This is a genomic window from Streptomyces profundus, from assembly GCF_020740535.1.
Lineage (GTDB): Bacteria > Actinomycetota > Actinomycetes > Streptomycetales > Streptomycetaceae > Streptomyces > Streptomyces profundus.
Genome location: NZ_CP082362.1, coordinates 5,084,597 through 5,103,768, shown reverse-complemented (window position 1 = coordinate 5,103,768; position 19,172 = coordinate 5,084,597). Strand labels below are relative to the sequence as shown.

At 71.0% G+C, this 19,172-nt stretch carries 22 protein-coding genes; 14 read left to right on the top strand and 8 right to left on the bottom strand.

What is annotated here, in order from left to right:
* Nucleotides 1-195 precede the first annotated feature (195 nt).
* A complete protein-coding gene (locus tag K4G22_RS22520; protein WP_228082153.1) occupies nt 196-1,281 on the bottom strand; it encodes an endo-1,4-beta-xylanase in 1,086 nt (361 codons plus the stop codon).
* Between the two features lie 133 nt (nt 1,282-1,414).
* On the opposite strand from K4G22_RS22520, the gene K4G22_RS22515 reads away from it, so the two are divergent.
* The 7 genes from K4G22_RS22515 to K4G22_RS22485 all read left to right on the top strand — a co-directional run bounded on the left by K4G22_RS22515 (nt 1,415) and on the right by K4G22_RS22485 (nt 9,898).
* Complete coding sequence (locus K4G22_RS22515; protein ID WP_228082152.1) at nt 1,415-2,431, top strand: LacI family DNA-binding transcriptional regulator; 1,017 nt, start codon at nt 1,415-1,417, stop codon at nt 2,429-2,431.
* A 171-nt stretch (nt 2,432-2,602) separates the two neighbouring features.
* Nucleotides 2,603-3,907 (top strand): extracellular solute-binding protein, encoded by a 1,305-nt coding sequence (locus tag K4G22_RS22510; RefSeq protein ID WP_228082151.1) that lies wholly within the window; start codon nt 2,603-2,605, stop codon nt 3,905-3,907.
* A gap of 12 nt (nt 3,908-3,919) precedes the next feature.
* Nucleotides 3,920-4,822, top strand: a complete 903-nt coding sequence (locus tag K4G22_RS22505) for a carbohydrate ABC transporter permease (protein WP_228082150.1) — start codon at nt 3,920-3,922, stop codon at nt 4,820-4,822.
* On the top strand, nt 4,819-5,721 hold the full coding sequence (locus K4G22_RS22500; RefSeq protein WP_425336737.1) for a carbohydrate ABC transporter permease: 903 nt from the start codon (nt 4,819-4,821) through the stop codon (nt 5,719-5,721). The genes K4G22_RS22505 and K4G22_RS22500 overlap by 4 nt, the downstream gene beginning before the upstream one ends.
* 50 nt (nt 5,722-5,771) lie before the next feature.
* Entirely contained in the window at nt 5,772-8,087 is a 2,316-nt protein-coding gene (locus K4G22_RS22495) for a beta-xylosidase/alpha-l-arabinosidase (protein ID WP_228082149.1), read from the top strand.
* A 52-nt stretch (nt 8,088-8,139) separates the two neighbouring features.
* Nucleotides 8,140-9,051 (top strand): oxidoreductase, encoded by a 912-nt coding sequence (locus K4G22_RS22490; RefSeq protein ID WP_228082148.1) that lies wholly within the window; start codon nt 8,140-8,142, stop codon nt 9,049-9,051.
* Nucleotides 9,052-9,241: 190 nt separating this feature from the next.
* Complete coding sequence (locus K4G22_RS22485; RefSeq protein ID WP_228082147.1) at nt 9,242-9,898, top strand: hypothetical protein; 657 nt, start codon at nt 9,242-9,244, stop codon at nt 9,896-9,898.
* A 55-nt stretch (nt 9,899-9,953) separates the two neighbouring features.
* Here K4G22_RS22485 and K4G22_RS22480 read toward each other — a convergent pair whose 3' ends face one another.
* Both K4G22_RS22480 and K4G22_RS31695 read right to left on the bottom strand, forming a co-directional pair.
* Nucleotides 9,954-10,244, bottom strand: a complete 291-nt coding sequence (locus tag K4G22_RS22480; protein WP_228082146.1) for a hypothetical protein — start codon at nt 10,242-10,244, stop codon at nt 9,954-9,956.
* A 147-nt stretch (nt 10,245-10,391) separates the two neighbouring features.
* The gene (locus K4G22_RS31695; protein ID WP_265590246.1) at nt 10,392-11,360 is read right to left on the bottom strand and encodes an ArsR/SmtB family transcription factor; all 969 of its coding nucleotides are present in this window, start codon (nt 11,358-11,360) and stop codon (nt 10,392-10,394) included.
* A 405-nt stretch (nt 11,361-11,765) separates the two neighbouring features.
* Here K4G22_RS31695 and K4G22_RS22470 point away from each other — a divergent pair, with 405 nt between their 5' ends.
* The 5 genes from K4G22_RS22470 to K4G22_RS22450 all read left to right on the top strand — a co-directional run bounded on the left by K4G22_RS22470 (nt 11,766) and on the right by K4G22_RS22450 (nt 15,382).
* Complete coding sequence (locus K4G22_RS22470) at nt 11,766-12,395, top strand: DUF4178 domain-containing protein (RefSeq protein ID WP_228082145.1); 630 nt, start codon at nt 11,766-11,768, stop codon at nt 12,393-12,395.
* Entirely contained in the window at nt 12,392-12,892 is a 501-nt protein-coding gene (locus tag K4G22_RS22465) for a DUF2617 family protein (RefSeq protein WP_228082144.1), read from the top strand. The genes K4G22_RS22470 and K4G22_RS22465 overlap by 4 nt, the downstream gene beginning before the upstream one ends.
* Nucleotides 12,889-13,323 carry a DUF4247 domain-containing protein gene (locus K4G22_RS22460; RefSeq protein WP_228082143.1) on the top strand — a complete coding sequence of 145 codons (435 nt, stop codon included), beginning with the start codon at nt 12,889-12,891 and terminating at the stop codon, nt 13,321-13,323. The genes K4G22_RS22465 and K4G22_RS22460 overlap by 4 nt, the downstream gene beginning before the upstream one ends.
* 77 nt (nt 13,324-13,400) lie before the next feature.
* On the top strand, nt 13,401-13,838 hold the full coding sequence (locus K4G22_RS22455; protein WP_228082142.1) for a DUF350 domain-containing protein: 438 nt from the start codon (nt 13,401-13,403) through the stop codon (nt 13,836-13,838).
* A complete protein-coding gene (locus tag K4G22_RS22450; RefSeq protein ID WP_322785126.1) occupies nt 13,835-15,382 on the top strand; it encodes a polyamine aminopropyltransferase in 1,548 nt (515 codons plus the stop codon). The genes K4G22_RS22455 and K4G22_RS22450 overlap by 4 nt, the downstream gene beginning before the upstream one ends.
* A 402-nt stretch (nt 15,383-15,784) precedes the next feature.
* Here the strand turns inward: K4G22_RS22450 and K4G22_RS22445 are convergent, their stop codons facing one another.
* The 5 genes from K4G22_RS22445 to K4G22_RS22425 are packed head-to-tail and all read right to left on the bottom strand — an operon-like array spanning nt 15,785 to nt 17,457.
* A complete protein-coding gene (locus K4G22_RS22445) occupies nt 15,785-16,243 on the bottom strand; it encodes an NUDIX hydrolase (RefSeq protein ID WP_228082141.1) in 459 nt (152 codons plus the stop codon).
* A 32-nt stretch (nt 16,244-16,275) separates the two neighbouring features.
* On the bottom strand, nt 16,276-16,623 hold the full coding sequence (locus K4G22_RS22440) for a DUF7848 domain-containing protein (protein WP_228082140.1): 348 nt from the start codon (nt 16,621-16,623) through the stop codon (nt 16,276-16,278).
* A complete protein-coding gene (locus K4G22_RS22435) occupies nt 16,620-16,844 on the bottom strand; it encodes a DUF7848 domain-containing protein (protein ID WP_228082139.1) in 225 nt (74 codons plus the stop codon). Before K4G22_RS22435 ends, K4G22_RS22440 begins: the two co-directional genes overlap by 4 nt.
* Nucleotides 16,838-16,999: a hypothetical protein gene (locus K4G22_RS22430; RefSeq protein WP_228082138.1), complete on the bottom strand. Its 162-nt coding sequence runs from the start codon at nt 16,997-16,999 to the stop codon at nt 16,838-16,840. The genes K4G22_RS22435 and K4G22_RS22430 overlap by 7 nt, the downstream gene beginning before the upstream one ends.
* Nucleotides 16,999-17,457 carry an NUDIX hydrolase gene (locus K4G22_RS22425; RefSeq protein ID WP_228082137.1) on the bottom strand — a complete coding sequence of 153 codons (459 nt, stop codon included), beginning with the start codon at nt 17,455-17,457 and terminating at the stop codon, nt 16,999-17,001. Before K4G22_RS22425 ends, K4G22_RS22430 begins: the two co-directional genes overlap by 1 nt.
* A 457-nt stretch (nt 17,458-17,914) precedes the next feature.
* On the opposite strand from K4G22_RS22425, the gene K4G22_RS22420 reads away from it, so the two are divergent.
* Nucleotides 17,915-18,805: a helix-turn-helix domain-containing protein gene (locus tag K4G22_RS22420; RefSeq protein WP_228084194.1), complete on the top strand. Its 891-nt coding sequence runs from the start codon at nt 17,915-17,917 to the stop codon at nt 18,803-18,805.
* Entirely contained in the window at nt 18,789-18,989 is a 201-nt protein-coding gene (locus K4G22_RS22415; RefSeq protein ID WP_228082136.1) for a DUF397 domain-containing protein, read from the top strand. Before K4G22_RS22420 ends, K4G22_RS22415 begins: the two co-directional genes overlap by 17 nt.
* Nucleotides 18,990-19,172 lie beyond the last annotated feature (183 nt).

The following is a 19,172-nucleotide window of genomic DNA, read 5'->3' as shown; positions in this document are numbered from 1 at the left end:
CGGAATAGCCCGCAGCACGGGGGGAATTCTGGAAATCTCGCACGGGAGAAACGGTGCGGAAGAAAAAGTGCGCACCAAGCCGTGAATGCCGAGCGCGATCTTCCGAATCGGCGCCCGGGACCCCGGTGGCACCTGGGGAGTGCCACCGGGGCCCCGTTGGGGGTGCTGCCGTCGGCTGTGGCAGGACGTGGGGGATCAGAGGGCGCCGAAGCCTCTGAGGATGCCGTCGTAGGCGGGCTTGGGCTGGTAGTTGTCGTCCCAGGGCAGGGCCGCGCCCTCGCCGGGGAACGTGCCGGGGACCCAGGAGTCGGCGTCGCTGAAGCCCCAGATGGTCACGCCGGTGCAGCCGGAGACCGCGACGCAGGCGCCGACGACGGCCTCGTACTGGTCGGCCTGCCGCGCCAGCTTGTCCGAGTCGGACGGGGTGTTCATCCGGATGTCCAGCTCGGTGATGACCAGTTCGAGGCCGAGGTCCGAGAACCGCTGGAGGTTCGACTGGATGTTGTCGGGATAGTTGTTGTCGAGGATCAGATGGGACTGGAAGCCCACGCAGTCGATGGGCACGCCCTGCTGGAGCAGGTCGGAGACGAGTGCGTACATGGCGTCGCTCTTGGCGTTGCCGTGCTCGGTGTTGTAGTCGTTGATGCAGAGCTTGGCCGAGGGGTCGGCCGCGTCCGCGTAGCGGAACGCGTCGGCGATGAAGTCCACGCCGAGGGTGTTGTAGAAGACGGACGGCCGGAACGAACCGTCCTCGTTGAACACCTCGTTGACGACGTCCCAGTAGGCGATGTCGCCGGCGTAGCGGCCGGCCACGCCGTTGATGTGTTCCTGGACCACCTGGTCCAGTTCCGCCGCGCTGAAGTTGCCGTTCTGTACCCAGCTGGGCAGTTGGCTGTGCCACACCAGGGTGTGGCCCCACACCTGCTGGTCGTTGGCGGCGGCGAAGTCGACCAGTCGGTCCGGGCCGTCGAAGTTGAACTGGCCCCGGTTGGGCTGGATCGACTCCCACTTCATGACGTTCTCAGCGGTGACGCTGGAGAACTCGGTCGAGGCGATGGCGTTGTAGGTGCCGTCGTTCAACCGGTGGTCGGCGATGGCGGTGCCGACGAACATGTCCTGGGCCGACGCCGCCTCGCGCAGCGTCTCCGCCGCTGGTGAGGGTTGCTGTGCGTGGGATTCCTGGGCCGGTGTCTCCTGGGCCTGGGCGCTGACGAGCGCCACGCCGGAGAGCAAGGCTCCCGCCGTGACGGCGACCGCGGCTCCGCGTACCAGGGGGAACATAGCGGTACCCCTTTCGTTGTCATGCCCCCGCAGGCTGACGGATCCGTTCTATGGGGCACTTGGGAGACCGTCAACCCTTCCGGAATAATGTTGAAAAACTTCCGGAGACTGAGAACCAACGAAGAGGTACCCCATGGCAGCCGAGCGCAAGGTCACGATCACAGCCATCGCAAGGGAGGCCGGGGTGTCCGTACCCACGGTATCCCGAGTGGTCAACGGGCGCTCCGACGTGGCGCCGGAAACCCGCGCCAAGGTCGAGGAGTTGCTGCGGCAGTACGGCTACCGGCGGCGCACCCACGCGCCGGGCGACCGGGCGGCGCTGGTCGACCTCGTCTTCAACGACCTGGACAGCCCGTGGGCCGTGGAGATCATCCGCGGCGTGGAGGAGGTCGCCCACGCGGCCGGGGTCGGCACGGTGGTTTCGGCCATTCATGACCGGGCCGGCGCGGCGCGGCAGTGGATGACCAACCTGCGGGCCCGGGCCTCGGACGGCGTGATCATGGTGACCTCGGTGCTGGAGCCGCTGCTGCACAAGGAGCTGCACCGGCTCGGGGTGCCCATCGTGGTGGTCGACCCGGCGGGCGCGCCGCCGTTGGACGCGCCGACGGTGGGCGCGACCAACTGGGCCGGCGGCCTGGCGGCGACCGAGCATCTGCTGTCGCTCGGGCACCGGCGGATCGGTTTCATCGCCGGGCCGCCGAGGCTGCTGTGCAGCCGGGCGCGGCTGGACGGCTACCGGGCGGCGCTTGAGGGCGCCGGGGTGCCGGTGGACGAGGCGTTGACGGTGCCGGGCGACTTCTACCACGAGGCCGGGTTCACGGGGTGCGAGCGGCTGATGGAGCTGGCGGACCCGCCGACGGCGCTGTTCGCCGCGAGCGACCAGATGGCGATGGGCGCGATGGAGGCGCTGCGTCGCCGTGGGCTGCGGGTGCCGCAGGAGGTGAGCGTGGTGGGTTTCGACGATCTTCCGGAAATGCGGTGGTCCGCTCCGCCGTTGACGACGGTCCGCCAGCCGCTGGCCGAGATGGGCAAGGTGGCGGCGCGGACGGTGCTGCGGCAGGCCAGGGGCGAGGAGATCGACACGCCAAGGCTGGAACTGGCGACGGAGTTGGTGGTCAGGGCCTCGACGGCGCCGCCGCCCGCCCGTTGACCGGCCCCTGCTCGCCGCTGACCGCCGCCGGTCGGCGAGCGGCTGAAACCTGATCACCGTTTGGCCACGGGGGCCGGACTTTTGTCCACACCGTTGACGGAGGGCTGACATCGCCGTAACTTGCATCGGCACTCACCCGATAATTATCGGCGATTTTCCGGAAGGTGTGCGATGCGAAGCCCCAACCTGAGACCACGACTTCGTGTCCTGTCGGTGGCCGCCGCCACCGCGGTGACCGCGACGACGCTCGCGGCCTGCGGCAGCGACGGCCCCAGCGGGGGTTCGGAGAGCCTGCAGGTCTGGACCTACCAGGACGGTTCGAGCACGATCCAGGAGGACTTCGTCGAACAGTTCAACGAGACCTCGGACGTCCAGATCTCGTTGACGCAGATACCCGGCGAGAACTACCAGGACCGCATGCGGACCGCGATGGGCAGCTCCAACGCGCCCGACATCTTCTTCAACTGGGGCGGGGGCAGCATCGCCGACTTCGTCGACCAGGACATGCTGATCGACCTCACCGACCACCTCGCGGACGACCCCGAGTTCGGCGACGCGTTCATCCCGTCGATCCTCGACGCGGGGGCGCTGGACGGCCGGTACTACGGCGTGCCGATGCGCGGCGTGCAGCCGGTGATCCTGTTCTACAACCAGACGCTCTTCGACGAGGCCGGCGTCCAGCCGCCCGGCACGCTCGACGACCTGTTCGACCTGGTCGAGACCTTCCAGGAGCGGGACGTCACCCCCGCGGTGCTCGCCGGCGCCGACCCATGGACCGAACTGATGTGGCTGGAGTACCTGCTGGACCGCCGGGGCGGCGCCGACATCTTCGACCGCATCCGCAACGGCGAGTCCGAGGCGTGGGGCGAGCCGGCCGTGCTCCAGGCCGCCCAGGACGCCATCGACCTGGTGGACGCAGGGGCGTTCGGCAACAACTTCCGCTCGGTCAGCTACACCACCGACGGCGCCTCGACGTTCTTCGCCCAGGGCGAGGCCGCGATGCACCTGATGGGCAGTTGGGAGTTCGCCAACCAGCTCTCCAACCAGGAGGAGTTCGCCGAGAACGACCTGGCCTGGGCGACCTTCCCCGAGATCGACGGCGGCACGGGCGACCCGGCCGCGCTGGTCGGCAACCCCACCAACTACTGGTCCGTCAACGCGCAGGTCGAGGACGAGAAGCTGGACGCCGCCCTGGAGTTCCTCAAGCTGCACGCCACCCAGGAGTACGCCAGCGCGCTGACGGCCAACGGGGACATCCCCACCACGGCCGACGCCGCCGACCTGCTGGACCAGGCGCCGACGCCCGACTACGCGCGGTTCCAGTACGAGATGGTGCAGAACGCCCCCAGCTTCACGCTCTCCTGGGACCAGGCGCTGCCCGCCAGCCAGGCCACGCCCATGATCAACCACATCGAGGAGCTGTTCAGCGGCCAGCTGAGTGCCCAGCAGTTCGTCGACGCGATGTTGGACCTGTAGGGGTAACGCCACGTGAAGCGCGAGACGATCCACACTCCGCGCGCCGGGCGCCCAGGCATCGCCTGGGCGCTCCCGGCCGTGCTCTTCTTCGTGTTCTTCGCCGCGGCCCCGATGGGGATCGTCGGCTACCTATCCTTCACCGACTGGGACGGGCTCAGCGACCCCAGCTGGACCGGCATGGACAACTGGTCCAAGCTGTGGAACGACGACCGGATGCGCAACGCCATCTGGCTGAGCCTGCTGCTCACGGCGCTCACCTGGCTGACGCAGACCCCCATCGTGCTGCTGCTCGGCGTCTGGGCGGCCGGCCGGCAACGGAACCGCGCCGTGCTGTCGGCGATCTTCTTCCTGCCGCTGCTGGCCTCCTCGGTGGCGCTCGCGCTGCTCTGGCGCACCATCTTCGACCCCAACCTGGGCCTGGCCCCCGACGTCGCCAACTGGTTCAACCTGGACAGCTCCGACCTGTTGGGCTCGCCCACCGGCGCGTTCGTGGCCATCCTCTTCGTCACCGGCTGGCAGTTCGTACCGTTCCACACCCTGATCTACCAGGGCGGGGCGCGGAACATCCCGCAGTCCCTGTATGACGCGGCGGCCATCGACGGCGCCGGCACCGTCCGCCAGTTCTTCCATGTGACGCTGCCGCAGCTGCGGAACACCATCGTCACCTCCACCGTGCTGATGGTGGTGGGCGCGCTCACCTACTTCGACACGGTGCTCATCCTGACCAGGGGCGGTCCCGGCGACTCCACGTCGATCGTGCCCTATCTGATGTACGAGACCGGCTTCCGCGCCTTCGACCTGGGCTATGCCAGCGCGGTCGCCGCCGCCCTGGTGATCACGGCCACCGGAATCTCGCTCCTGCTGGTGCGGCTGACCGGGTTCAACAGGATGCGCAGCACCCGGGAGGGAATGTGACCCACCTCGACCTCCGCGAGACCCCCCGCGCGCAGCGCCAGGAAGGGCCAAGGACACCCCCGCCCCGCCGCCGCAACCCCAGGTGGCGCAAGGCCAACTACCCGGCGGGCCTGGGCGCGTTCGTCTGGCTGCTCATCGTGGTGGTGCCGCTGTACATCCTGGTGGCGTCCACCCTCCAGACCCGTCAGGAGTATCTCGACAACGGGCCGCTCTCGCTGCCCACCAGCATCTCCTTCGACAGCTACCGGCAGGTGTTGGAGGGCGACTTCCCGCGCTATCTGCTCAACACCGTGATCGTCACCGCCTCCTGCGCGCTGATCGTCATCGCGCTCGCGGTGACCGTCAGCTACAGCATCGTGCGGACCAGGTCCCGGATGTCGCAGCGGGTGTTCCAGCTGTTCCTGCTCGGGCTCGCCATCCCGTCCCAGGCGGTGATCATCCCGATCTATCTGATCATCACCGAACTCCAGCTCTATGACACGCTGTTGGCGGTCATCCTGCCCACCGCCGCGTTCTCCCTGCCGGTGAGCGTGCTGATCCTGGTGGGCACGATGCGCGACATCTCCGAGGAACTCTACGAGTCGATGGCGCTCGACGGGGCGACCCCGGTGCGGATGCTGTTCCAGCTGGTCATCCCCATGTCACGGGCGGGCATCTCGACGGCCGGGGTGTTCTCCGCGCTCGGTGCCTGGAACGGCTTCCTCTTCCCGCTGATCCTCACCCAGTCGCGGGAGAACCGCGTGCTCACCCTGGGCCTTTACGACTTCGTCGGCGAGTTCCGGGTGGACATCCCGGCGCTGCTCGCCGCCGTGGTCCTGTCCATCGTGCCGATCTTCACCGCCTACCTCTTCGCCCGGCGCCAGCTGATCAACGGGCTGATGGGGGTGGGCGGCAAATGAGGCCCGATTCCGGGGCGCGCCCTCCCGTGGCCGCCGAGACAAGGAGTGCCATGCACCACCCCTGGCAGGACACCGCCCTCCCCGCCCGCGCGCGGGCCGAGGCGCTGCTGTCCCAGTTGACCCTGGAAGAGAAACTCGCCCAACTGGGCAGCATCTGGCCAGGGTCGGACGTGGGCGCCGACGACGACGCGGATGTGGCCCCGTTGCAGAGCCAGATCAACACCGGGACGCCCGACCTCGCCACCCTGCTGCCGGCCGGCCTCGGGCAGCTGACCCGCCCGTTCGGCACGCTGCCCGTCGACCCCACGGAGAAGGCGAAGCTGCTCGCCGAGGACCAGCGCCGGATCGTGGCCGCCGGACGGTTCGGCGTGCCGGCGCTGGCGCACGAGGAGTGCCTGACCGGCTTCACCGCCTGGCAGGCCACCATCTTCCCCACCCCGCTCGCCTGGGGCGCCACCTTCCACCCCGAACTCGTCGAGCGGGCCGCCAGGTTGATCGGCGAGTCGATGCGGTCGGTCGGCATCCACCAGGGCCTCTCCCCCGTGCTCGACGTCACCAGGGACCCGCGCTGGGGACGCACCGAGGAGACCATCGGCGAGGACCCCTACCTCGTCGCCACCATCGCCACCGGCTATGTGCGCGGTCTTGAGACCTCGGGCCTGGTCGCCACGCTCAAGCACTTCGTCGGCTACTCCGCCTCCCAGGCGGCGCGCAACCACGCGCCCGTCTCGCTCGGCCCGCGCGAGCTGGCCGATGTGCTGCTGCCGCCGTTCGAGATGGCGCTGCGGGACGGCGGCGCCCGCTCCGTGATGGCCGCCTACAACGACGTGGACGGCGTCCCCGCCACCTCGGACGGCGCGCTGCTGACGGAACTGCTGCGCGACGACTGGGGATTCGACGGCACGGTCGTCTCCGACTACTTCGGCGTGTCCTTCCTTGAGGTGAACCACGGCGTGGCCGGCTCCCCCGCCGAGGCCGCGGGGGCCGCGCTGGCCGCCGGCGTCGACGTGGAGTTGCCGGCACAGCGCTGCTACGGCCCGCCGCTGCTCGCCGCCGTCCGGAGCGGCGAGGTCGCCGAGGAGCTGGTGGACCGCTCGGTGCTGCGCGTCCTCACCCAGAAGGCCGAACTCGGCCTGCTCGACGCCGACTACAGCCCCGAGCCGACGGCGCTCGCGGCCGGCGAACGGGTCGACCTCGACCCGCCGGCGATGCGGGCCGTGGCCCGGCAGCTCGCCGAGGAGTCCGTGGTGCTGCTGGCCAACCGGGACGGCGCGCTGCCGCTCGCGGCGACCGCCAGGATCGCGGTGGCCGGGCCGCTCGCCGACGATGTGGCGCCACTGCTGGGCTGCTACACGTTCCCCCGCCATGTCGGGGTGCACCACCCGGAGTTGCCGCTCGGCGTGACCGTGCCCACCCTCTTCGAGGCGCTGGGCGCCGAGCTGCCGGGCGCCACCGTGACCCGCGCCTGGAACGCCGCCGAGGCGGCGGGCGCCGACATCTGCGTCGCCGTGGTCGGCGACCGCTCCGGGCTCTTCGGCCGGGGCACGTCGGGCGAGGGCTGCGACGCCGCCGACCTCGAACTCCCCGACGGGCAGGGCGCCTTGCTGGACGAGCTGCTGGACACCGGCGTGCCCGTCGTGCTGGTGGCGCTGACCGGCCGGCCCTACGCGCTGGGCCGCTGGGCCGACCGGCTCGCCGGCTCGCTCCAGGCGTTCTTCCCCGGCCAGGAGGGCGCCCACGCCGTCGCCGGCGTGCTCTCCGGGCGGACCAACCCGGCCGGTCGGCTGCCCGTCGGCATCCCCCGGGGCACCGGCGGCCAGCCCTGGACGTATCTGGCGCCGCCGCTCGGCCACGCCGGCGAGGCCAGCAACATCGACCCGACCCCGCTCCACCCGTTCGGCCACGGCCTCGGCTACACCGAGTTCGCCTGGACCGAACCGGCCATCGCCACCGACCGCCTCGACACCGCCGGCACCACCACCGTCTCGCTGACCGTCACCAACACGGGCGAACGTGCCGGCACCGAGGTGGTCCAGCTCTATCTGCACGATCCGGTGGCCCGGGTCACCCGGCCCGTCAACCAACTGGTCGGCTACGCCAGGGTGCCGCTGGCCGCCGGGGCGTCCGCCCGGGTCGGCTTCGCCTTCCACGCCGACCTCGCCGGCTACACCGTGGCACCCGGGCGGCGCATCGTGGAACCGGGCGCGCTGGAGCTGCGCCTCGGCGCGTCCAGCGGCGATCTGCGGCACGCCCTGCCGCTGACCCTCACCGGCCCCGAACGCCGACTCGGCCACGACCGGCGGATGACCTGCCAGGCGACCCTCACCCCCGACCCGGCGGCAACCGACGCCACGCCGGTCACCTGACCGAGGGTTGACGCGGCTCGCACGCCACCGAGGCGCGGCCTACGCTGGGGCCATGGGCTGGACCGCACGCGACATCCCCGACCTCAAGGGCCGCACCTCGGTGGTCACCGGCGCCAACAGCGGCATCGGCTATGTCACCGCGCGCGAACTGGCCCGGCGCGGCTCCCGGGTGGTGCTCGCCTGCCGCAGCCGGCAGCGCGGCGAGGCCGCGCTCAACCGGCTCTTCGACGAGGTGCCGGAGGCCCGCGCCGAGCTGCGTCTCCTCGACCTGGCCGATCTCGCCTCGGTGCGCGCCTTCGCCGGCGAGTGGGGCGAGGCGCCCCTCCACCTGCTGGTGAACAACGCCGGGCTGATGGCCGTCCCCCTGGCCACCACGGTGGACGGCTTCGAAGCCCAGTTCGGCGTCAACCACCTGGGCCACTTCGCCCTCACGGGCCTGCTCCTGGACGGCCTCCTCAACGCGCCGGGCGCCCGGGTGGTGACCGTCTCCAGCATGCTGCACCTGCTCGGCAACATCGATATCCACAACCTCAACGCCGAACAGGGGTACCGACGTTGGCTCGCCTACGGGCGCTCCAAGACCGCCAACCTGCTGTTCACCCACGAGCTGGCCCGCCGCAGCCGCGACCACGACCTGCTGGCCAGCGCCGTCCACCCCGGCTACGCCGACACCGAACTCCACGCGCGGGCCGGCCGGTTGGAGCGCAACCCGGTCAAGGAGCGCGTCGCCAGGCTCGGCAACAAGCTGCTCGCCTCCCGCCCCGAGGCCGGCGCCATGCCCACGCTCTACGCCGCCACCGCGCCCGAGGTCGCCGCCGACTCCTTCACCGGGCCCGCCCAGCTGCGCGGCCGGGCCGGCCGGGCCCTCCGCGCGCCCTGGACCCTCGACGACGCCGTCGCCATCCGACTGTGGCGCGCCTCCGAGGACCTCACCGGCATCCGCTACGACGCCATCTCCGGCTAGGACCTGCCCCGACGGCCGTGGGAGACACGGGCGTTGGCCGTGCCGGCGCGTTGCGAACGAAAACTCCACCGATCGTTCCAGGACCAGCGAGCGGTCTCCCCGATTGCCTCACCTTCCACACCTCGTACGGCCCGTCACAGCCCGTATCCTTCCTCGGACGACGTAAGGGGGACGGTCGATGGAGACCGTGATGTCCGCACGGCGGGCGCCGACGAGACGCCGGCCGCACGCGGGGCTGGCGCTGTTTCTCGCGCTGGTGGTGGGCGGCGCCTTCGCCGCGCTGTGGGCAGCCGCCGGCGAGTGGGGTTGGTTAGCTGGCGCGCCCCTGCTCGTCGCGGCGCTCGCCGTCCTGGTGTGGCCGCTGGCCAAGGCGCTGCGCGCCGCGCTGCCGCTGGTGGCGGCCGTGCTGGTGCTCGGCTGCTGGCCGATCGGCGCCACCGGCGCCGCCTCCTGGGCGGATCTGACGACGGAACGCAACGGCGAGCTGGTCGAGGCCGTGGTGATGGAGCGACACGAGGCGGACGGCTCGGACAGCTCCGACCGCTACACGCTCGAACGGGCCAACGGGATGGGGCCGGTCAGGGGCGGCGAACTGCGGCCCGAGGCCGCGTCGTTCCAGGTGCTGGACCGCATCACCATCGTGGAGGACCCGGCGGGCGCCGCCGCCCCGACCCTGCCCGAGGATCTGCACACCGCGCGCTGGGCCGGCTTCTGGGGCGCGGGGGTCGCGGTGCTGTGGGCCGTGTTCGTCTCGTCCCCATGGCTCTCCTCGCTCTCCTTGTTCTCGTCCGGGCCGCTCGGGCCGCGCCGGACGGGTCGGGGGCGTCGGGCCGTACGAAGGCACTGATCCGGACGGGACCGACCGGATGGGGCGCGCTGACCTCGATCGACGTGTCCGGGGGTCAGATCCGGCCCCCGGTGAGCCGGGTCAGCGGGCCGCCCCGCCCCCGGGCGCTCTGCCGGCCCAGGGCGAACGCCCCACCCGCGAGACCGGCGACGCCGACGGCGGTGCCCACGGAGATCGCCTTGCGGTGCCTGACGGCGCTCCAGGCGACCGAGGCCGTGGACGCCGCCCGGCTCGCCGTCGAGACGACGGCCTGCTGGCCGCTCTCCCATCCGGCGGCGGCGGCGCGGCCCGCGCGCTTCGTGGCGATGTCGTCCGGGTGCTTGCTGGCTTTGCTCTTCGCAGTCATATCGCTCGGGTTACCGCTCAACGCCGCCTGAAACCAGCCCGGAAGCCGCCGCCCCGGGCCGGCCGACGCCCGTCGGCTGACCGTTGGGGCCGCTTCGCCGGCGCCGACTCAGGGGGTTCAGGGGGTCCGGGTTCAGGGGGTCCGGGTTCAGGAGGCGTCCTCGCCCGGCAGTAGAGTCCGGCCGGCCGGTGTGAGGCTGTGCACCACCTCACTGCCCCGGCGCACCGAGTGCACCAGGCCCGACTCCCGCAGCACCCGGGCGTGTTGGCTCGCCGAGGCCAGCGATATGTCCAGTGTCCTGGCCAGGTCCCCCGTGGTCGCCCCACTCGCCGCGCGACGCAGCACCCGCGCCCTGGTCGCCCCCAGCAGCCGCCCGAGCGCCCCCGAGTCCACCTGTTCCTGCGGCACATGACGCACCGGATACACCAACACGGGCGACAGCCTCTGGTCCACCAGCATCACGGGGCTCCGCCAACAGAAGTAGGAGGGGATCAACAGCAGCCCGCGCCCGTCCAGGCGCACCTCCCGGTGCACCGGGTAGTCCGCCTCCAACACCGGCGGATCCCACCGCAGCACCGGGCGCAGCCCGTCGAGCAGCGCGTGCACCCCGCCGCGCAGCAACTGCCGGGTGCGCGACGCCAGATCGGCGTCCACCGCGGTCTCTATCCGCGCCCAGATCTCCGCCGCCCCCACCGCCTGCCGGTGGTAGCGGTCCAGATCGCCCGTCAGCCGCACGAGGGCCGCCGGATCCCCGTCGGCCAGGGCGCTCGGCCAACCCGACGCCCAGCTCTCCCGCCCCACCAGCGACAGCTCCGCCCTCAGCCGGGCCCGAGGCGTGGCCCGCACCGCGTCCAGGCCGGCCTGCCAACCTGCCGATGACTCAAGGGGATTGAGAAAGTCCGGAAAGTAGCCACGCCGTGGGATCAGCGCCCGCAGGCTGCCCGGCACCGCCTGTCCCGTGAGCAACTGCTGCCGCCGCCAGGGCCCGTACACGTGCTCGGCCTGCCGATCCCGCAGCCGGTGCACGCTGAGCACCGTCTCCCACAGCGGATCGGCGCGGCTCGCCAGCCGCAGCCTGGCCAGGTCCTCGCCGGTGAACAGCACCCTCAGTGCCATGGTCAACCCTCCCGTCGCGACCGGGCCGGGCGACGGCGACCTCCCCAACGCGGCGCGAGAGTACGGCGATCGGCGACTACCCGGCAGTTTCAGCCTACGTCGAAACGAGTGGTTACCCGGGCGGCCGTGAGCCACTCTTGCCGTCCGGCGCCGCTCGGGTCGGGGGGAACACAGTGACCAAGCGCCAGTGACCAGCGCATCGCCACGACGGAGACGAGGGCCCAGGCCCAGACCGTCACGGTACGGTCCCCCGAGCGGCAGCCGGCCCCTTCCTCCCCGCTGACGGCCTACCACCGAACGCCGCGTACCAATCCTTCCCCCAGGGACAGAAGCCGGCCAATCCCGTGCCATACTCAGCCGAAAACGCCGCACACGACGGGCGGTTGTTGTCACGGGGGGCTTGTCATGGGCTTGGTTCTGGCCTTCGTCGGACTGGTGGCGCTGGGGGCGGCCATCGCGGTGGTGCTCCGCAACCGCCGCGCACCAGGGACCGCCACACACAAGGTGCCACGCGACCCGTTCGCGCCCGACGGCGAGACGGGCGGCGACCCACGGACGTTGAAGGCCGGCGACATGGTCGAGTACCTGGGCGAGCGGCTCTTCGTCCGGGGCTCGCTCCGGCTGACCGAGGGCGGCTTCACCTGGTCGGAACACTTCGTCGACCCGATGGACGACGGCCCCGACGCCGCGCCGGGCCACCGGTGGATCTCCGTCGAGGAGGATCCGGACCTTGAGGTGACGCTCTGGACGGAGTACCGGGGCGAGCAGGAACTCCTGCCCAGCCAGAAGACGTTGACCGTCGACGGAGTCACCTACCACCGGTCCGAACACGGCACCGCCACCTACCGCGCCGAGGGCACCACCGGGCTCGGTGACACCGGCCGCGTCGAGTACGCCGACTTCGAGGCCCCCGGCGGACGCGGCCTCGCGTTCGAACGCTTCCTCGGCGCGGCGGGACGGGGGAACTGGGAGGTCTCCCTCGGCGAGCGCGTGCCGCGCGGCACCCTCGTCATCTATCCCGGGGGCGACGCATGACCAGCGGCATACAGCTGGCCGCCCCCTACCGAGACACCAGCGCCGACCAGCTCCGCTTCGCACTCGACCAGCCCAGGCAGCCGGCCCTCGCCGTCAACGACGCCCAACTCGGCGACGTCCACGTTCAGTTGCGCCTGCTGGGCGCCTCCCACCAGGTGCTGGCAGGGCCGGTGCGCGAGACCCTGGCCTGCCTCCCCGCCCAGCCGGGCGACGGCCCGCCGACGGAGGTGCGCCAGCGCCTCGACGGCTGGGACTACGCGTTCCGCTCCACCGTCCGGCACTGCTCGCCCACCGAGCTGACGCGGCGCACCACCGCTCTGCGCGACCGGCTCGACGACCAACCCACCGCGCTCTACGGGCTCTTCCCCGGCTCGCCCGACGCGCTCACCGCGCTGACCGCCCGCAGGGACGGCCGGGTCATCAGCTGGCGCACCTGGCACGTGTACCCGCAGGCCGGCCAGATCGTGGAGACGCGGACCCGACTGGAGGTGCCGTGACCACCCGCACCCAGCGCCTCGGGCGCGCCCGTGCCCTGGCGGCCACGCTGGCCGCCGGCGCCCTGTTGCTGACCGGCTGCTCCGGCGGGGGCGGCTCACCCGACGCGCCCAAGGGCTGGATCGCCGACACCTACGAGCGAAACGGCTCCTCGTCCAACATCTACCGCGACCCGGCCGACGCGCCGAGGCACGTCGCCGACGAGATCGAGGGCCAGACCAAGGCCGAGGATCGCGTCACCTCCGGCATGAGCGTGTATCTGCGCTACGACGACGACATCGTGGCCATCACCGAGCACTCTTCCGGCGGCAGCACCATCGAGGTGGAGGACTACCAGCGCGGCGTCCAACGCTGGCACAGCCATGTGGGTCACCGCTGGTCGTCCTCACAGAGCGACAACTTCCGGGGCGGCGGCCCCGGCTCGGGCAAGTAACCGCCCGCCGGGCGGCTCCGACCAACAGCTTCAGGTCCGACCAACAGCTTCAAGAAAGACAAGGAAGAAGGAAGACCATGGGGGACATTTTCCAGTCCGCCGGTGAGGCGCTCCTCTATGGCCTCGTCGGATTCGCCGTGATGGGCATCGCGTTCCTCGCCCTCGACCTCGTCACGCCCGGCCGGCTGGACAGAGTCGTCTGGAAGGAACGCAACCGGGGCGGCGCGATCGTGCTCGGCAGCCAGATGCTCGGCGTCGGCTGGGTCGTGATGCGCGCCGTCGGCGCCAGCGAGTCCGAGGACGGCCTCGGCTACGGCCTGCTCAGCACCGGCGTCTACGGCCTGGCCGGGGTGGTGCTGATGATCCTGGTCTTCGTCCTGATCGGCGTGCTGGCCCCTGGCCCCATGGGCGCGGTCGCCTTCGAGGACCGCGACGGCCAGCCGCACCCGGCCGCCTGGGTGCACGGCGCCACCTACCTCGGCACGGCGTTGATGGTCGGCGCGGCCCTGTCGTGATCCCGCGCCCCCGGCTGGCGCGGTTCCTCCTGCTGACGACGGTCTTCCTCTGCGCGGCCTGCGGGCTGGTCTACGAGTTGGCCCTGGTCGCCCTGGGCGGCTACCTGATCGGCAACACGGTCTTCCAGACCTCGCTGGTGCTCTCCGTCATGGTGTTCGCCATGGGCGTCGGCTCGCTGCTGGCCAAACCCCTGCGGACCCGAGCCGTCGGCGCGTTCGCCCTGGTCGAGGGCCTGTTGGCACTCGTCGGCGGCTTCTCGGTGCTGCTGCTCTACGTCCTGTTCGCCTGGGTCGGCATCTACACCGAGGCGATGGTCGTGATCGCCTTCGTCGTCGGCCTGCTGATCGGCGCCGAGATCCCGTTGCTGATGACGATGTTGCAGCGGATCAGACGCCAGGAGGCGGGAGGCGCCGTAGCGGACATGTTCGCCGTCGACTACCTCGGCGCCCTCGTCGGCGGGCTCTGCTTCCCGCTCCTGCTGCTCCCCACCTTCGGCCAGCTGCGCGGCGCGCTGGTGGTCGGCGCGATCAACGCCATCGCCGGCATGGCCGTGGTGCTGTGGATCTTCCGCCACCAGACCCGCCGCGTGGTGCGCGGCGCGCTGCTCGGCACCATGGCCCTGATCCTCGCCCTGCTCGGCGGCGCCTACGCGTACGCCGAGGACATCGAGATCACCGCGCGCCAACGCCTCTACCGCGACCCGATCCTGCACGCCGAACGCACGCCCTACCAGGAGATCGTGATCACCCGCTCGCTCGCCTTCACCGGCGGCCGGGACCTGCGACTCTTCCTCAACGGGGACCTCCAGTTCTCCTCCGTCGACGAGTACCGCTACCACGAGGCCCTCACCCACCCTGCCCTGGCCGGACCACGCTCCCGCGTGCTGATCCTCGGCGGCGGCGACGGCCTGGCGCTCCGCGAGGTGCTGCGCTACCCGGACGTGGACGAGGTCACCCTGGTCGAACTCGACCCGGCCATGACCGAACTCGGCGCCGGCTACGACCCGTTGCGCGAGCTCAACGACGACGCCTTCACCGACGAACGCCTCACCCTCGTCCACGACGACGCGTTCAACTGGCTCCGCACGGCCGCCGGCCCCTATGACGCGGTCCTCATCGACTTCCCCGACCCCGAGGACATCGCCATCGCCAAGCTGTACTCGGTGGAGTTCTACACGATGCTCGGCCAGATCCTGTCCGACGACGCCCGCGTCGTCGTCCAGTCGGGGTCCCCGTTCTTCGCCCCGCGCAGCTACTGGTCCATCGCCACCTCCATCCACGAGGCCGGCCTCGCCACCACCCCCTACCAGGTCGACGTCCCCAGCTTCGGCAACTGGGGCTTCGTCCTCGCCACCCGGGACCCCAACCCACCCACCCTCACCCTCTCCCCCACGCCCCCACCCCTCCGCTTCCTCAACGAGGAGGTCCTCCAAGCCGCCCAGGTCTTCCCCCCCGACCGCCAACCACCGTCCGACATCCAGCCCAACACCCTGATGAACCCGGTGGTCGTGGAGTACGGCCGCCACGAGTGGCAGTACAACTAGGCCCTACCCGGGCGGGGTCGCGCGGCGGCCTCTCCCCCGCTACTCCCCGCACGCGCGGGGTGGTCCCGGCGGAGGCCATGTCGCCGTCGGATGAGCGGCGCGCGCACGGCCAGGCCGGTGGTCGGGGTGCGGCTACGACGTGCGGTCCACGTGGCGCGTGGTTGGCCGGCCGCGGGTGGTGGCGAATGCCGCTATCGCGGCTCCTGCGGGAGGGAGGCAGGCTCCCGGGCGGCTCGGTTCGCTGTCGTGGGGGCGATCGGGTCTGGCTGCCGTGCCCCATGGGCGCGGGGACCGGGGCCCTCTGGGGACGACCACCCGGCTCCGCCGGGCCTGCCGGCCGGCGGCGCCGCCCCTCCCGCCTCCTCACCTTCGTCGGACGTCTCGCGGGGCGGGCGGACGCCGTCAGGTGTAGGCCGCTTCGGGGCGGTCCGCGTTGATGAGGAGGGGCAGCTTGCGCTGCTGAGCGGCGGCGATCAGCGCGCGGTGGACGAGGGCGGGTGGGTGGGTCAGTTCGCGTGTGGGGAGCCAGGCCGCGTCCGGCGGGAGATGGTGCGGGTGGCGGGGAACGTCGGCGGTTTCGCCGCCGTCGAGGACGTACGACACGGCGTTGAGCGTGCCGCCGGCATCCGTGTCCAGGCTGACGGCGAGCGCCTCCGAGACCGCCCGGTCATAGCCGGTCGCCTCCCACAACGTCTGCCGGGCGGTGAGGATCAGGCAGCGCCCCGGCGCGGCCACGCCCGCCGGCAGCATCCACCCCCCGTGCTCCTCGTCCCGCACCATCAGAACGTGGCGGCTGCGCGTGGTCGCCAGGACGTGGAAGACGATCGGGACGGGGGAACGCAGGATCGTGGTGATGGTCATGCCAGGAACGCTGTCCTCTCTGTCCGTGACGGTCAGGTGTAACCGATGAGGTAGCCGGCGAACGCGGTCAACAGGCACATCAGCCCGACGAACGCCGGCCCGAAGGCCCGGTCGAAGAACTCCGCCACCGGATGACGCCCGCCCGCCGCGTCAGCGGCGGCGTTGGCGGCGGCGCACCGCTCCACGCGCCAGTGCTTCTCCGCACGGAACAGGAACAACCCGTGCGACGGCTCCCGTTGCGTATGCCGTATCGCCCATATCGCCACCGGTTGCGGATCGTCGTCCACCAGGGGCGACTGTTCACCGCAGGTGACGCACTCGCCCCCGAAGATCCCCTTCGGCGCACCCTCAGCACGCACCGGGGCAAGCAGCCAGTTCACGACGACACCTCCCCCGGAAGGAACCGGTAGGGACGGGTGACATGCTCGCGGTAGGCGAGGTGGTCCGGGTGCCGCTCCAGATGAGAGGCCGCCCACTCCGCACCATCAAGCGCGTCCTCCCCCATCACCCCGCACACCCCACACGACCGGCACTCCATATAGCACCGCACCGCCGCGGCCCCGGGCGACTCGTCGGGCAGCAGGCTGTAGTCCGTCACCATGAACGCTCCCCGTTCAGCCGCTGGTTGAGCCGACTGAGCGCGTTCACCTCACGCAACCGCCGACGCAGCCCGGCGTGCGGATCGCCGTCGTCCTCCGGCGGCTCCTCCTCCTCGGGCGGCGCGGGCTCCTCCGGCACCTCGTCACCGGTCGCCATCAACGACCCCCCGCCAGCGGCCAACCGGCGTGCGTCGTCTCACCGTTGGTCAACACCGGCACCCGCTCCCCCTGCGCCAACGCCAGCAGCGCGTGCTGCACCAACGGCCCGGACTCCAACAGCCCACGCAACGGCCGCCACTCCGCGCCCTCGCGCAGACCGCCGGGCTCGGTCGGGACGGTCTCCGTGCGCCCGCCGTCCAGCACATACGCCACCCCCGTCACCCGCCCGTCGACGCCCGTCTCCAGACTGACGGCCAACGCGTACTCGAACGACCCGAAGTACCCCAACCGCCGCACGCCCAACTCCCGCGCCGCCGCCACCAGGCACGCCCCCGGCGCGACCACCCCGCCCGGCAGCTCCCAGACGTCCTCGGCGTTCCGCACCAGCAACACCTGGTTGTCAGCCGTCGTCGTCAACAGCTCGAATCGGATGGTCAGTTCAACGTTCTCGGACATAGTTCAACTCCACGAGGTGAGGGGTGAAGGAGATGAGGCCCCAAGGGCCGCGTCCCCGCCCGCAACGCGGACGGAGATCAAGAACGGGCCAGACGGCCCATTTCAGCCACGTGACGAGCGGCACGATGCTCGATTTCGCGCCAAATCGCCGCTTCAGCTACGTAGGGAAAGGAGGTTCACGAGGAGGGAGCACCCGCCGTTCGTCACTCTGTGGCATTGCGTCGCTTGCCCGTCGACGCCCAGCAACGGCGACCCAACTCACACCACGCGTGGTCGAGTTCGTACGCTTAGCTACCGACGCGACAAGCCTGCCCACCACCCAGCACCGGCCGCAAGACTACGAAGGGCGAGTTCGCTAAAAAAGTATTCGAACGCTTGCTCTGCGTTGCGAATCGCTTCAATGAACGTCTACGTTCAGCGCGTTGAGGTCATTACGAACCATCAGGGAGGGCGTTCGATGGCGGAGGGTACGACGGGCTCGACCGTGCCGAGACGGCAGTTGGGGAGACATCTGCGGGAGCTGCGCGAGAAGGCGCGCCTGTCGGTGCGAGCCACGGCTGAGCTGTTGGAATGGTCGACGCCCCGGATCTGGCGCATCGAAACCGGCCAGGTTTCCATGCGCAGCCTGGACGTGCGCAACATGTGCGAGATCTACGGAGCGACACCCGAACTGACCCAGGCGCTGATGGGCCTGGCGAAGGAGACCAAGGCGCGCGGCTGGTGGCACGCGTTCGGCGACGTGATCCCGGACGGGTTCGATCTCTACGTCGGCCTGGAGGAAGCCGCGAGCAGCGCTGAGTCGTACGAGGGCGACGTGGTGCCGGGGCTGCTTCAGACGGAGGGATACGCCGACGACATCATCCGCGTCCACACGCCGGGCATCAGCCAGGAGGAGCGCGAGGGACGCGTACGGCTGCGTATCGAACGCCAGGCCCTGCTGACGCGGAAGACGACGCCGCTCACGCTGCGCGTGGCCCTGAGCGAGTCCGTCCTCCGGCACCCCGTCGGTGGCGCCGAGATCATGCGACACCAACTCGCCCATCTCGTCTTCATGGCGGAGAGGCCCAACATCGAGCTGCGCGTGGTGCCCTTCTCGGCAGGCAGTCATGTGGGCATGGTGACGGGCCCGTTCAGTATCCTGCGCTTCCCGATCGGTCCGGACGGAGAGGAAACCGAGCCACCGACTATCTTTGCGGACGGCTACACAGGCAACCTGTACCTGGACAAGCCGACGGAAGTGGACCGGTACGACGCGGCCCTCCAAGAAATCTGGCAGGCATCGCTGGACGGGCGGGCGTCGCGACAGCTGATGGCGGAGATTGCAGGAAGCTATGAACAACAGAACTGACCACCTCACCAACCTGACGTGGCGCACGTCCAGTTACAGCAACGGGACCGGGAACTGCGTCGAAATAGCCCCCACGGCCGGCGCGGTCGCGGTGCGCGACACCAAACACCACGACGCGGGCACCGCACTCTTCAGCGAGACCGCCTGGCACGCCTTCCTCCAGAACACCGCCAACCGCCCCTGACCCGCGCGGGCCCCCTACCGACATCCTCCAAACTCCCCGGCTACTCCCCGCACGCGCGGGGATGGCCCCCGGGTCGTCGCGTGGCGGAGCGCGGTGTCGCTCCCCGTGGGACGTCCGACGAAGGTGAGGGGGTGCGATCGGCGGGGGCGCCGCCGGCAGGCCCGGCGGAGCCGGGTGCGCGCC